This is a genomic window from Chitinophaga sp. HK235, from assembly GCF_018255755.1.
Lineage (GTDB): Bacteria > Bacteroidota > Bacteroidia > Chitinophagales > Chitinophagaceae > Chitinophaga.
Genome location: NZ_CP073766.1, coordinates 1,368,912 through 1,383,643, shown reverse-complemented (window position 1 = coordinate 1,383,643; position 14,732 = coordinate 1,368,912). Strand labels below are relative to the sequence as shown.

Sequence of the window (14,732 nt, the reverse complement as noted above, 5' to 3'; positions counted from 1 at the left end):
AACAATATTATCTGCTACAAAAAAGTGTAAAAGATGCAAACAGTACTCAGAGCGGGAATAATGGTCTTGCTGCTGGCAATAAGTATGCACAGCGTGGCACAACAGAACATACAGTTCAGCCAGTACATCTTCAACGGGTTAAGTATTAACCCTGCGTATGCTGGTTATAAGGAAGACTTGTATGCGAATGCCATTTATCGTCATCAGTGGGCCGGATTCCCCGGAGCACCCCGTACGGGCGGCGTGTCGCTCGACGGGGTGACGCCCGCCAGCGACAACAAGGTAGGTTTGGGAGTGCAAATGTTGTTTGACAAATCGGGGCCGCAGGATGCCTTGTCGCTCTACGGCTCATACTCCTACCGGATTCCGCTGGATGATGAAAATACACGCCGGCTTTGTTTCGGTATAGGCGCTGGCGTTACCCAGTATTCCATTGATGGTAACGCCCTGCAATACACCGATAATGAGGATGTAGCCATACCCCTGGGTAAAAAGAGTGTGTGGGTACCGGATGCCCGCTTCGGGATTTACTATTATACGCCCCGCTTTTATGCCGGCGCTTCCGTTATGGACCTGTTTTCGTTGTATACCGATGCTTCGCGTTACAACTGGAAAGGGAATAACTACTCCACTATCCGCAAAACACAGCACCTGTATATTACTACGGGTGCTATGTTCCCGCTGGGTGACAACCTGCAGTTGAAACCATCGATCCTGATAAAAGAAGATTTTAAAGGGCCTACCAACGTAGACATTAACGCCTTCCTGTTGATTGGAGAGAAGCTGTGGGTGGGGGCCTCTTATCGTACCGGTGTAGGTATATGGAGAAAAACCAATCTGCAGAAAGACCTGAGTGAACTGGACGCAGCCAGTGTGATGGTGGAATTTTACGCCACAGAGAAGTTGCGTATCGGCTATGCTTATGATCTGACCATCAACAAAATGGCCGGTTATCAGGGAGGATCACATGAAATATCACTTGGCTTTTTGATTCCTTCAAAAAATTATACAGTAAAGAACCCCCGGTATTTTTAAATCTTAGTTACTACCCGTATGATACGTTGTACCAGAATGATTATTCCGCTGATGTTTTTGTCTGCCGCCAATCTATATGGCCAGGAACAGAAAAGCGTGTTGCAGTTGGCTGAAGCAGCTTATGCAAGACAGGAGTATGCAATGGCAGGAGCGCTCTATACCCGGATTGCCCGCCAGAAAGGGGATAAAATGCCGGTAGAGCAGCTGATGAAAATGGCCCGTAGCTTTCAGGAGATCGGTTACTATAAAGAAGCTACTGATATATACAAGGAGATTACCATTCGTCCTGACCGTCCTGCGAATGCTTATTTTGTATATGGAGAGGCGCTTCGCCAACTAGAGCAGTACGACGCGGCCAAAGCGCAATATGCTTTGTTCACCACCTCCAATGCAGACAGCCTTCAGTTAAAAAATGCCGCGTTGCGGGGCTGCGACAGTGCTATCGTATGGATCGGGAAGGGAGCCCCTGTACAATTAAAGCCGCTTAAAGAGCTGAATACGCCCGGATCTGACGTGGTGAGCGGAGTCGTAAAGAAAGGTTTACTGCTGATGTCAAATGGTTACCGCTCCATGGCGCTCACCAGCGGCTCTCAGGCCAAACCACCGATCGATAAACGTACGGAACAGCCTTATTACAAAGCATATGTTTACCAGCAATATGCCGGCGATAACTCCAACGCCTATCTCGAAGAACTGGTACCGGCACTGTTGGGCAAATATGATTACAATATCGGGCCGGTATGCCTGAATAGCACGGAAGACACACTTTACGCCACCATCAACATACAAGGCAAAGAAGTGCCTTATACCGGCAAGGGCCTTGTGAATGGTGTCCGTCAGCTGCAGATCTATCAGTCCGTAAAAAAGAACGGCAAATGGGAAACCCCGGTACTGCTGCCCGGCATCAATCTGGAGGGATACTCTTCCAGTCATGCGGTGCTGAGTTCCGATGGAGATATACTGTATTTTGTATCTGACCGCCCGGGAGGACAAGGCCAGACAGATATCTGGTACTCGGAGAAACAGGCGGATGGCAGCTGGGGAGCGCCGGTTAACTGTGGCAACCAGATAAATACGGTGGGCGCAGAATCCTTCCCCACTGTAAACGAAGAAGGTATCCTTTACTTTTCCAGCAGGGGGCATGCAGGGATGGGAGGTTATGATATCTATCGTGTAAGAGGAGCGAAGTCCACCTGGGAAACACCGGAGAACATGAAGTTGCCTTTCAACTCCGGCGCAGATGATATAGGGCTGATATTGAAACGCAACGGCTATGAAGGTTACCTGGCATCCAACAGGCAGGGCGGCTTAGGCAGGGATGATGTCTATTACTTCTCAGACCCTAATTATTTTACCAGGGTCGATCGTACCCAGGAACCACCGCCTGCCACAGATCAGACCCATACCGTGCCACCTGTAACCCCTGAACAGCCTGTTCCGGTTATTGTAAAAACACATACCGCAGAAGAGGAAACAGATAAAAAGAAACTGGAAGAACTGAAGTTTCTGTATGATTATAACAGTGCATCATTGCTCACCGAATCCCGCAGGATACTGGACCAGGTGGCAGCAGTACTGAAACGCCACCCCGACTGGAAGGTCGTGATCTCTTCCTTTACGGATAACCGCGGTAGTGATCAGTATAACACCGATCTGTCTGCATTACGTTGTTATGCGGTCATAGATTACCTCGCTAATAAAGGCATCGATCCCAAACGCCTTTATTACAGCAATAAAGGAGAAAGTAATCCGGTGAATGGCTGTAAGGATGGTGTGCCGTGCAAGGAAGAAGAGTACAGGCAGAACAGGCGTTCTGAACTGCGGATAAAATGGTGATGATTTACCAGACCTGAAATTTTTCAATAAAAAAAAGCAAAGCAACGTTGAGTCGCTTTGCTTTTTTTTTATTGAAAGACATCGTGATTATTTCACATACTCTTTGAAAATCCTGTTCAGCCAGCGTAGCATCAGGAATATCACAGCTGCTGCACCTCCCAGTAACAGGAAGTTGACCAGAAAATAATTGGCTTTGTTGTCATAGGTATCCCATAAAGTGGCCAGGATACCGGATAGTTTGTTACCGATAGAAGTAGCGAGGAACCAGCCGCCCATCATCAGAGACGTAAGGCGGGCAGGGCTCAGTTTGGATACCAGGGATAATCCCATGGGACTCAGGAATAATTCTCCAACCGTTATAATACCATAACAACCGATTAGCCACCAGGGTGATGCCTTTATAGCGCCATTGCTGCATACATATACTGCGCCGACCATCATCAGCGTTGATAAGGCTGATATTAGCAGGCCCCAGGCTATTTTTGACGGGGTGGAAGGCTCCCTGTTCCGTTTGCGCAGCAATGCAAAGAAGAGGACCACCAGCGGTGTTAGGGTGATTACAAAGAAAGGATTAATGGACTGAAATAACTCTGTATTATACAAACCGATACTTTGTCCTTCAGCCGGCATTTTCTCTGGCGCCACATTCTTGAAATAGACTACTTTGTCCCATACTTTCGTGGGTTTGCCTGCTGCGTCACGTACCACCCTGAATTCATCATCATAGGCAGTTACTGAATCCTGTTTGTTCGTCACCGTTTCTACCAGGTAAAGGCGCTGGGCCGGTTGCTGGATGGCGGCAGGAATCTCCCTGTTAGTATAGTATTGAGCCCAGGTAGTCAGTGCCGTACCATTCTGTTTGAATACAGCCCAGAATACGATAGATACCGCAAAAATGGCGAGCAGCGCAGATATCGGTTTACGGTCTTTCGCATCAGCTTTTACCAGCAGTGATACAAAAAACATCAATATCGGGATACAGGCAAAAATGAAGGCATCCGTGGAATCAGACCCGAAGATGTTGCCGGGAATAAACCAGGCACCCAGTCCTACTACAATTGCCGGCAGAAATACAACAGAGAAAATCCTGCTTAATGGCATGTCGCCCTCCTGCACAGGTTTGCGTACATCAGCATGGCGGTAGTGTTTCATCCCGATAATGAAAATCAATACCCCGAGGAACATACCTATACCGGCAGCAATGAATGCAGCACCCCAACCGATGGTATTCCGCAGGAAGGCTGCAAAAAAGTTGCAGATAAAGGCGCCGATATTAATCCCCATGTAAAAAATATTATACCCTACATCCTTACGGCTACGGTATCTGTCATCATTGTATACGTTTCCCAGCAGCGTGGAGATATTGGGTTTAAAGAAGCCATTACCAATGCATATCAGTGCGAGGGACAGGTAAAAAACGGTGAGGTTGTGTACAGACAGGCCTATATAGCCTATGCCCATGAGTATCCCGCCGATGATAATTGACTTACTGTAGCCGAGTTTACGGTCAGCTATCAGCCCTCCAAGAAAAGGCGTCAGGTATACAAAAGCGATGAAGGTACCGAAGATATCCGCAGCAGTGGCCCGGTCCATGCCCCAGCCACCTTTTGCCGTGTCAGTCAGATACAACTGAAAAATGCCGAGTATCAGATAAAATCCAAAACGTTCCCACATTTCGGAGAGAAACAGGAATGGCAATGCTGCCGGATGATTACGTGTTTTTTCCATGTAAATAAAATGCTCTAAGTACGTGATACAGGTTATGTTGTGGCAGTAAAAAGGGAATTACCCGTTACTGCCAAACCGCTAAAATAAGGGAAAGATGGGAATATAAGCTCAATGGGGTTGTGTTTGCAGTATTTCAGCAGTGAAGGGATACTAAAAAGGATACACCGGCATTCCCTGTTAGTGTATCCTTGGGCGTATCTTAGCGCCGGTATTATCAAAAAGCGGAGGACTTCCCCTGCATTTACGCCTGAGTTATATTAATATCTTCTTTGTTCCATTGTGTATCGGTTAAAAATTTCAAAGGCCTCAGTAAGGATGCGAAGCATGGTCAGACTTTGTTCTTCATCTAAATGAAGAAGCGTCGTTATATTATACATCTTTGTATTCCATTTCGGGTCCCTGTGATTTTTTTTCAGTTTCTTATAGGTTTCCTCAAGTCCGGCTGCTTTAATATACAGGTGGTCGATGTGTATATCCCACGTTTTACCTTCTGGGGTTTGTATAGTGTTGTATCCTGATTGGACTACGGAGAATAAAAATTCACATAAATAAGGGACATCAACGAGCTGGTTGTCCCAGAGGTGACCATTTAAATATTTGTTGGTAAAATCCAGTAACGGTTGTTCATCCAGGCCCAGGGGCTGCTGATATACGTCCTCCGGTAGGAGCAGATAGCGTTGATCAAACAGCCATTTTACGAGCAGGAGATAGGGTTGCAGTCTTCGGAGTTCCAGTTCCATACCTCTCCAGGTCGGAAATTTACTCATCCAATCGAGGCTCAATTGCCGGTATCCAAAAATTTCCGTGGACTGACTAATGAATATCTCTATCCATCTGATCCGGCGATTGTCACTGGTAAAACATACGATCAGTTCAACGGTTTCATTCAGATTTTTGTGAAACGAGTAACAATCAAAAGCTCCGCCCTTCTCATATTTCCCATCAAAAAATTCAATACATTCTTCAATGGTACTACCGGGATGAATGAAATCCTGCCAGAATGTTGCAGGCTTCCTGTCCTGGTATTCATCCTCATTAGCACCATAACTGATTTGGAATACTTCTATCCGGGAACAGTAACAATCATAATTAAAATCTTCATCTGAGAGCACAGGTGGGTAAAATCTATCATTCATGATCTCATAATCAAAACCAATCTGTAACTGGTGCTGCTTGTCTTCGAAAAGTCTGCCGCCGTTCTTGAGGGCTGGGGGAGGAGCTCCTATTCCCAGCTTAGTATACCATTGAACGAATTCCGGATCTGTACTCTTACGTCCGATCATACGAACGAGATCATGTATTGTTATATTTTCCATGCGAAAACCGGGGTGGGTAAACACTGCTTCTTAAAATTCAAACGGCTGTAAGTTAACCAATGCAACCAAATAGACCAACAGTGGCAGTCAGAAAATAAAACAAGGCGGAATACTGATTCCGCCTTGTTTTATTTTCTGACTGCAATACTGGCTGATTACACCTGAATAATCAAATCAACCGATCCTGCTCCTATCATATCTGCAGTTACAACAAGAGGGTCGCTGGCGATGTAATTTGTAGGATCCAGCCAGGCAGCGGCAGAAAGTGTTTGCCCTTCGGTGACATTCGCCACAATAGAGCTGGATGGACAGTTGACATCAACTATTTGAATACCCCATATGAACACCTTGGGCCCATAGACCGGCACGTTACAGATACCGACAACGGCACCTTGATGGAAATACCAGACGTGCACGGTAACATTGCCTTGAGCGTTTACTTTTTTTCCTACAGATGCGGGAGCGGCACTCAGTAGCAATAGGGACATAAGTATACAGGTAAGTGTTTTCATATTACAAATTTTAAGGTTGTGAATAATATTTTCTGACGGACAGCATGAATAGTGGATAGATACCGGTTGATTACTGTTCAATAATCAAATCAATCGACCCTGCTCCAATTTCATCGGCAGTTATAATGTTAACATCGCTCCAGACGACATTCCATTTCAGATATATCGATGTGCTACAGTAAACGGTGTCTCCTTCGGAGACATTCACCACAACGGAGCTGGATGGGCAGTTGACATTGACAGTTGTAACACCATATACGTACACTAAAGGCTCCCATATGGGCAGGGCACAGATACCGATAACGGCACCAGAACGTGGATAGTAAAACCAGACGTGCACGGTAACATTGCCTTGACTAGTTGGTGCTCTTTTTTCTACAGAAGCGGGAGTGGCACTCAGTAGCAATAGCGCTACGAGTATACAGGTAAGTGCTTTCATACAACAAAGGTTTTGAAGTAATGAAATGTCCGGACTCCAATCTGTCTGTAAAGCTACGAAGCGGGAATGGCGTGTCACAGCAGCACGAATAGATACCGGCTGATTAGAATTCAATAATCAAATCAATCGAGCCTGCTCCTATCATATCAGCACTTACAACAAGAGGATCGCTGGCGAGGTAATGTGTCAAATCCAGCCATGCAGCGGCAGAAAGTGTTTGCCCTTCGGTGACATCCAGCACAACAGAGCTGGATGGACAGTTGACATCAACTGTTTGAACACCCCATTGGTACACCTTTGGCGACTGCAACGGCACGCCACAGATAGGGAAAACGGTAGTGGTACCTCGACTGTAAAACCAGACGTGCACGGTGACATTGCTTCGGCGAGCTGTTACTTTTTTTTCTACAGATGCTGGAGTGGCACTCAGTAGCAGTAGTGCTACGAGTATACAGGTAAGTGTTTTCATACAACAAAGATTTTGAAGTGATGAAATGTCCGGACTCCAATCTGTATGTAAAGCTACGAAGCGGGAATGGTGTGGCACTGCAGCGGTGGCGGCTTTGGTTGCATCACTCTCCGGCGTTATATAGCAATTTGCTTCCCCGTTCAGAAGCAGCTATGGCAGCGGCGCTATATTCCAGCATCTGTTTTTCATAATAGGTTATTACCTCCATCAGCTGTAAACTCCCATTGGCGGCCTGTTGCAGGCTCTCTGCCAGTAATGCCGCATCACGCAGGGCGGTATTGGCTCCCAGGCCGGCTGCGGGGCTCATGGTATGAATGGCATCTCCCATAACAGTAACAGGGGAAAGGCCGGATCGTTTCCCCTGTACAGAATGCCGTACCGGAACAATAGACATAGCGGTGATTTCTGTCTGGGAAAATAACGGGTTTAGTTTTGGAGAGAAGCGTTTGGTACCTTCACGGACACAGTCTCCCTGTATTTCCGGCGCAAGTCTTAAGGATTGATCATTCTCCAATCCAAAGCTGCTTCGTTTACCAATCAATGCCCAATAGATATAGTCTTCCGGCAGGGAGACATTTTTATAAGCACGATCAAACTGCATCACGTCTATAATGGCCGCCATATCCCCGTCAAAGATAACGTTGGTCCCTAGCCGGATGACATCTCCTATCAACAGCTGCTGTTTCTCCCGCAACGCCACCCTGCCATAAATGCAAACACCACCGGTGTCCCGCAGCATGGTACCCGGGAAACAGCCAGCGATCAATGAAGAAGATGCGCCATTGGCAATCACCAGCACATCGGCTTCACGGGTATCACCGTTGGCGAACAGGCACTTTACCCTGTTATCAGGAAGAACAGTATAACCGCTGATATCACTGTCGAAAAATACACGGTCTTCTATTCCTGTCATCAGCACCTTTCGCATGGTATGCCGATCTGCTTTCAGATCAGCAGGTATTTCCCGTTCATCCATGATCCATTGGTCTACCCATTTGTCGGTAAGGGTCTGCATGCCCGTATCCAGCGTATATACGCCTGCGGGTTGGGCAGCACTGTTTTCAAATGCAGTATATAATGCAGGGGAGAGGCAGGAGGACAATGCATTTTGTCCTGTTTCGTCTATCCGTATCCGGTAGCCTTGTGTTCTGCTGTCGAAAGCGGCATCTCTTTCATACACGCAACAGTCAATACCGTTTTTTCTCAATCCCTGTGCCAGGCAAAGGCCGCTCAGACCAGCTCCGGCAATTATTACCCTCAGTTGTTCCATCGTTTCATGATTTACCCGCAAAGCTCGGGTATCATGCAGTCACGGGAAATGGACAAAACCGGGGATGCTTAGGACTATTTTCGGCATTCGATACGGAACTGCTGTGGTGTCAGCCCTGTTTTTTTCCGGAACAGGCGGGAGAAATAGGCGTGATCTTCAAAGCCCAGCTCATGGGCGATTTCCTTAATGGTACGGTCGGTATGGTATAACTGCCGCTTAGCCTCAAGTATCAGCTGCTGATGTATCCAGTGATTGACGGTAAAGCCGGATTGCTGTTTCACGATTTCGCTGAGGTAAGATACGGAGATATGCAAGGCTGCAGCATAGTCGGAAGGTGTTCTGACAGACAGGTAACTATTTATCAACAGCGTCCTGAATTGGCGCATGATAGTTTCCGGCCGGCTGCTGCCGGTGGGTTCATGCCGGCTGTCTTTAAAAGCTGCCACAAAAATACCCATGCATATATCTGTCCCGCCGCTTAATACCTGTTGCCGGAATGGCGTATGGGTGGGTTGCTCCAGTAGTTGCTCCAGCAGCAGCAAGCCTTGCCTGAGTATGCCTCCAGCAGCGGTATCCAGCAGGAGAGGGCGCTGTATCCCGTTTACCGCTTCGAGGGTGCTTCTATAGATAGTATGTATCAGCTGCGGAGCAACAGATAAAGCCGTCACCTGCACATGAGCGGCCTCAACACATGCATGTACCTGCCCCGGATATACGTAAATGATTTCTCCGGCCTTCAGCGGCAGCGTCTCAAAATCAATCATGAAAAGACAGCTGCCTTTCTCTACCCATAAAAAAAGATAGTGATCGTCGCGGTGGGCCTGTTGTTGGTAAATGTCGGCCGAGCTGAGAGCAAGGAGGTGGCGGATAGCGATGTCTGCTCCGGGAGCTGCTTCCAGTGTATTGATGGGTATTGATGATCGCTCCCGGCTCATGGATGGTGGGTTTGAAATGGTGAATCATGGTTAGTTTCAGGATGCAAATATAGCCTATGCCGCTAAATGGGATTTTGTAGATCTTTGATAAAATACTAAATTGAACAGTTGTTTTTATAGAACCACCATGATAAGACAAATTGATAAACAAACCTCATAAATCCTTATTTTAAGCCATCCCAGACTGGTCACTCAAAAATAGCCCACAATGAACCTGTTTCATGTATTACGTTCTTTACCTCGTCTCGGGGAAAATCATGCGAATGACGCGGAGCAAAAAAGACTTGTTTTTTTGATTAATACTGTTGCACTGATTAATATAAGTCTGGCGATTACTTTTGGCAGCTTGTTGGGCTACCTGCTGGATTCCAGGCGGGTGTTGCTGGGGGCATATCTGGAGATTATACTTTTTGTAATTGTGTTATGGATCAACTCTAAAGGAAAGTATACAGTCGCGGCAGTTGTTACTCATCTTATCATGAATGCTGCTGTACTGTATTTCGGGTTAGTACTGGGAGCGTTTTTGGATGTCAATCTGATGGCTATATTTCTGGTAGGGTTACCCATGCTGATCTTACGGAATAAGGCTGGCCGCTTGTTGTGTATTGCCATTAGCATTTGTACGATGGTGGCATTGGAAATAAATAAAACATATGCATTCATTACTCCCCGACCTTACGACTCCTATACAGCACAATGGATTGCAAAAAGTATCATTCTGTTGTTAAATGCAGGTATTCTGTATTTCTACGATGCAACCAATCTACGGTTGCAGCAAAATCTTAATACGCTCATGCATAAGCTGGCCCGGGCGAATGAAGCAAAAACAGTTTATGTTCGGGAGACTATTCATGAAGTACGACAGCCATTGAATACGATTACCCTGATCAGCCAGTATTTGTTACAATTTCGTTCTGCAACAGATGAAGTGAAGGAGGTGTATCGGAACCTCGATGCTGCCTGTTACCAGGCGCTGCACATTATCAACGCTACCCTGGACCTGTCCCGACTGGAAGCCGGTAAGGTATATGAGTTACATGCACAGCCAATCATCATAAAGGAGTGGATAGAAAAAATACTAAGTGTAGGAACTTATAGCGCGCAAAAGAATGGTATACAGATCCGGTTACATATCAGTGAGGATTTCCCGACTTGTATAGAAGGAGATCAGGAAAAGCTTACCCGTATTGCTAATAACCTTATCTATAATGCTATTAAATACACAGCGCCAAAAAGTAAAATTGACATATCCCTCCGCGCAGGTGCTGGAAATTGGCAACTCTCAGTGGCAGATGAGGGAACTGGTATGACAGCAGAGCAAATTGAGAAGATCTTTCTGCCTTTTGAAACGCAAGGAGGGAATGCCTCTGAAGGCACGGGTTTGGGCTTGTACATGGTGGAAAGGCTGGTGACCCTTCTGGGAGGAACAATTCAGGTTAACAGTAACACCGGGAATGGGGTGATTTTTACGGCCACCTTTAAATTAGTGGAGACAACTGCTCCTGTTAAAGATAAAATGGAGACGCCCGACTGGATTGAATTCTGTCATAAAATATTGGTAATTGAAGATGAATATATGCAAAGGTATAGCATGATGCGATTGCTAAAGCAGGCAGGGGTAGCGGTAGAAGGGGCTGAAAGTGGTGAAAGTGCGATGAAGGTATTGGAGTCGGGTTATGTACCGGATCTGTTACTGGTAGATCATAGTTTGGAGGATACTACAGGACTGGAACTTATAAGAAGGATTAAGCAAATGCCGGCTTTGAAACAGGTACCTGCTATCATTGTTTCGGGGGATGCCTACCTTACCCGCGAGATGGTGTGTGAGCAGGGAGCAGATGGCTTGATTTTGAAACCATTGGAGATGAATGAGTTTAATAGAATGGTTACACTCCTGCATCAAGTCCGGACCACCAACTGATTATTGCTTTCGTATAACTGGATAGGGTCGTGCATATGCACGACCCTATGTCATTTTAAGGATAGGAGTCTCCTTAATTACGTTGGATATATGTAATTTAATACTAACTTATTGTCAGCGAGCTTGTTTCTCCAAACAGTATGCAACTTTTCTTTTTCTCACCTTTTAAAAACACAGAAAATGCAAATTACCTTGCCTGCCTTGCAATGCCCTATTGCATCGGCTATCAATCCGTATGTTCGACAAGCAGAATGTCACACAGACCAATGGTTGAAAAAATTTAAATTACTTGATGAGGATCAATATGAGTACTACCGAAGACAGGGGTTCGCATATATGGTAGCCCGCATGTTTCCTACGGCTTCCCCGCCGATGCTTTTTGCACTTACCGATATTAATTCCTTACTGTTTCTGCTGGATGATCAGATTGATCATCAATTGAACGGTAGCAGTGGTATAGGGCAAAAGGAATTTCTCAAGTCCTTTGTTGAAGATTTTATCTCGGTTTTGGCGGAAAGAAGTCCGTATACTCAACAAACCAATCCAGCCCTCGCGGCTCTTGCTGAATTTTGGGAAAGAATGTGCAACATGACCTCCATCTTCTGGCAGTCTCAGTTTATTCACAGTGTGCAACAGACCTTTGATGCCGCATTGTGGCAACTGGATAATATCAGTAAAAAAAAAATACCAACTGTCGCTGAATTTATCAAACGCCGGAATTTCCTAGGTGCAGCGAACATTGCTACAGACAGCATTATAGCTGTACATGGAATGAATGGAAGTTGGGGGAAAATACACTCCCAGGTGTATGATCTTACGCTCCTTTGCCGGAATATCGTTTGTTGGGCCAATGATTTGTACTCGCTGTCCAAGGAGTTGGAGCACGGAGATATATATAATCTGGTTTTGCTAATTCAGCATGAAGATGACCTTACGTTGGATGAGGCTATCACCAAGGCTGTGGAGAAACATGACCGGGATATGAGGGAGTTTTTGCTCCTGGGAGATAGGTTGGTAAGAACGCATAACTCCAAAGAGTTGGTATTGTATTATGCTTCTTTAAAGCATATCATAAGAGGCAATGTGGACTGGAGTCATGAGGAAACTACACGATATCAGTTTTCTCATTAAGTGTTTTGTACTCCAGGAAGGTATTGCCCGCAATACCTTCCTGGATGTTTTATGCTTCCTGGTAATTTTCTGTGAATGCGTATAAAATCTGTTCAAGATCCCTATGGGATATCGGTTTCGGGCAGCAGGCATTTGCTCCTGCAGTTAGCAAACTATTTATATCCGGTTCAAATGCATTTCCAGGGACACCTATAATCATTGTTTTCTCAAACGCTGGATTACTTCGGATCGCTCTTATCGTATTTTCTCCGTCACCCACCTTTGGCAGGCAGCCGTCTACCAGAATAATGTGAGGCTTATATTTGTTAGCACTCATAATGCCCTCGGAGGTATTACTGGCAGTATATACATCGGCGCCTAAACTACCAAGGAAGTATTTGAGCAACATGGTTGATAAAGGATCATCCTCTACTACCAGGGTACGGTATCCATATAGATTAAGTGTGATGGCGCTTTTTTCATCCGTAGCCGGGTTACTTGCAGGGATGTTTAACGGAAAGTCAATTATAAAAGTTGTACCTGAACCGGGACTACTCACTATTTTATAGTTGCCGTTCAGGAGATTGATGAGTTTGGTGGCAATGAATAATCCGAGTCCGGTACCCTCAATTTTGAGATCAGAAGCAGTAGTATTAAAGGACTGTTCCCGTTCTATTGCTGCAACCTGCTCCGGTGTCATTCCAGGGCCCTTATCGCATATGGAAAGTATCCATTGGTGCTCCGTTTGTTCTACATTAACCTTTATGGAGGTTTTAGGCTGGGTGTATTTTATAGCATTGATGAGTATATTATTAAATACCTGTGTAATCTTTAGTTCGTCCCCCAGTATTACGGATGGCATATTTTCATCATATTGAAGCTTAATGGTTACTCTCTTGGCTGATGTTGCATTATGATTCATGTCAATGACATTTCCCAGTGTCCGTTTGAGATTAAATTCCCTGTTATCAATCGTATGCAATTTACCTTCTTCAATAGCAGCCAGGCTGAGCACATTGTTTACAATACCCTTCGTTAGAAAGGCTGATGAGTAAAGGGTTTTTATAAATGGGTGCAAATGTTCCAGTTCCGGGTTGTTTTTTACTTCACGCTCAAGTATTGTGCTGACCTGCAGAATTGAGTTGAGCGGCACGCGGATTTCATGGCTGATTGTTCTCACAAATTCCGTTTTGGCTTCATCTGCCAATGTAAGTTTCTGATGCGATTCAGTAGTACGTTTGTCATAAAGCCTAAAGACCATTATGATCAGGGTCAATATACCGAACATTGCAGCCCATCGAAAGATAAAGCTCTGGTCTCGGGTTAAATCCAATGCAGGAATGATGTTGTAATAATAATTAATCTCCATGGCTATCAGCGTGGCGATAGAACAGGCGATATAGATTATTCTGTCAGTGGGTTCCTGGGTAAAGAGGGATGTTAATGCTGCCATTATGAAGAATGCAATCAGCAATTGTATCTCAATAACAATTCCGAGTATGCAACCAAAATAGCAGGCGCATATACAGTGAAGATAGTAGGTTATATTGTTGGCCAGCCTGACGGTACCAAACTTATTTATTAATGGGATTAGTCCGAATAATATACCTTCAACTATTACAGGGATAATTAAATATATCTTAGGGGCTATTGTATAATAGCCAAATCCAATGGTCAGTATCAAAGTGCTAGTTACAATATTGAGAAGATTGATATTGTAAATATTTCTTTTTTCCTCCGGTGTTGTTGCTTTTTCGACTCCGGTTCGAAGATAGCTTTTGAATGTTTCGGAGATTCTTAAAAAAATATTAGTCTTCTTACTTGTTGTAGGGTTCATCATAAGGCTTATTTTGAAGGATTGTAACAATGGCTAATTCACCAATATCCACTTGTTAGCTGTTGGGTTAGTGTTAGATTATTTTATCAAATATGCAGAAAAAATTTAAAGAGGATGGAGCATTATTTGTTAATGAAAGAGTGTTTGTATTTTGTTGATACGTGGACAGTAGTTTGTAATCAGTGTAGTATTCATTAATTATTTTGTGCATATAATAATGAGTGTGTGGTTTTGAGCTTTGAGTTTTGGTGAAGCAAAAAAATCTATTAAGATTCACGAACAATTCTTATCTACTAATATAATAAATTATAAATAAAAAATGGC

Annotated in this window: 12 protein-coding genes; 4 read left to right on the top strand and 8 right to left on the bottom strand. The window is 44.9% G+C overall.

Translation table 11 applies throughout. From position 1 onward, the window contains the following. Positions 1 to 33: 33 nt before the first annotated feature. Both KD145_RS04245 and KD145_RS04240 read left to right on the top strand, forming a co-directional pair. On the top strand, positions 34 to 1,035 hold the full coding sequence (locus KD145_RS04245; RefSeq protein ID WP_212004664.1) for a type IX secretion system membrane protein PorP/SprF: 1,002 nt from the start codon (positions 34 to 36) through the stop codon (positions 1,033 to 1,035). An 18-nt stretch (positions 1,036 to 1,053) separates the two neighbouring features. Beyond that, positions 1,054 to 2,871 carry an OmpA family protein gene (locus KD145_RS04240; protein WP_212004663.1) on the top strand — a complete coding sequence of 606 codons (1,818 nt, stop codon included), beginning with the start codon at positions 1,054 to 1,056 and terminating at the stop codon, positions 2,869 to 2,871. An 87-nt stretch (positions 2,872 to 2,958) separates the two neighbouring features. On the opposite strand, the gene KD145_RS04235 is transcribed toward KD145_RS04240, so the two are convergent. The 7 genes from KD145_RS04235 to KD145_RS04205 all read right to left on the bottom strand — a co-directional run bounded on the left by KD145_RS04235 (position 2,959) and on the right by KD145_RS04205 (position 9,540). After that, complete coding sequence (locus KD145_RS04235; protein WP_212004662.1) at positions 2,959 to 4,599, bottom strand: peptide MFS transporter; 1,641 nt, start codon at positions 4,597 to 4,599, stop codon at positions 2,959 to 2,961. A 257-nt stretch (positions 4,600 to 4,856) separates the two neighbouring features. Continuing rightward, on the bottom strand, positions 4,857 to 5,915 hold the full coding sequence (locus tag KD145_RS04230; protein ID WP_212004661.1) for a hypothetical protein: 1,059 nt from the start codon (positions 5,913 to 5,915) through the stop codon (positions 4,857 to 4,859). 155 nt (positions 5,916 to 6,070) lie between these two features. Continuing rightward, positions 6,071 to 6,427 carry a hypothetical protein gene (locus KD145_RS04225; protein WP_212004660.1) on the bottom strand — a complete coding sequence of 119 codons (357 nt, stop codon included), beginning with the start codon at positions 6,425 to 6,427 and terminating at the stop codon, positions 6,071 to 6,073. 70 nt (positions 6,428 to 6,497) lie between these two features. After that, positions 6,498 to 6,866 (bottom strand): hypothetical protein, encoded by a 369-nt coding sequence (locus KD145_RS04220; RefSeq protein WP_212004659.1) that lies wholly within the window; start codon positions 6,864 to 6,866, stop codon positions 6,498 to 6,500. A 103-nt stretch (positions 6,867 to 6,969) separates the two neighbouring features. Then, positions 6,970 to 7,335, bottom strand: coding sequence for a hypothetical protein (locus tag KD145_RS04215; RefSeq protein WP_212004658.1), 366 nt, complete (start codon positions 7,333 to 7,335; stop codon positions 6,970 to 6,972). Between the two features lie 103 nt (positions 7,336 to 7,438). Next, the gene (locus KD145_RS04210) at positions 7,439 to 8,605 is read right to left on the bottom strand and encodes an NAD(P)/FAD-dependent oxidoreductase (protein ID WP_212004657.1); all 1,167 of its coding nucleotides are present in this window, start codon (positions 8,603 to 8,605) and stop codon (positions 7,439 to 7,441) included. Between the two features lie 74 nt (positions 8,606 to 8,679). Further along, on the bottom strand, positions 8,680 to 9,540 hold the full coding sequence (locus tag KD145_RS04205; protein ID WP_212004656.1) for an AraC family transcriptional regulator: 861 nt from the start codon (positions 9,538 to 9,540) through the stop codon (positions 8,680 to 8,682). A 292-nt stretch (positions 9,541 to 9,832) separates the two neighbouring features. Here KD145_RS04205 and KD145_RS04200 point away from each other — a divergent pair, with 292 nt between their 5' ends. Beyond that, entirely contained in the window at positions 9,833 to 11,461 is a 1,629-nt protein-coding gene (locus KD145_RS04200; RefSeq protein ID WP_212004655.1) for a hybrid sensor histidine kinase/response regulator, read from the top strand. A 180-nt stretch (positions 11,462 to 11,641) separates the two neighbouring features. Continuing rightward, on the top strand, positions 11,642 to 12,592 hold the full coding sequence (locus KD145_RS04195; RefSeq protein WP_212004654.1) for a hypothetical protein: 951 nt from the start codon (positions 11,642 to 11,644) through the stop codon (positions 12,590 to 12,592). A 49-nt stretch (positions 12,593 to 12,641) separates the two neighbouring features. On the opposite strand, the gene KD145_RS04190 is transcribed toward KD145_RS04195, so the two are convergent. Further along, positions 12,642 to 14,411: a hybrid sensor histidine kinase/response regulator gene (locus tag KD145_RS04190; protein WP_212004653.1), complete on the bottom strand. Its 1,770-nt coding sequence runs from the start codon at positions 14,409 to 14,411 to the stop codon at positions 12,642 to 12,644. Positions 14,412 to 14,732: the final 321 nt, after the last annotated feature.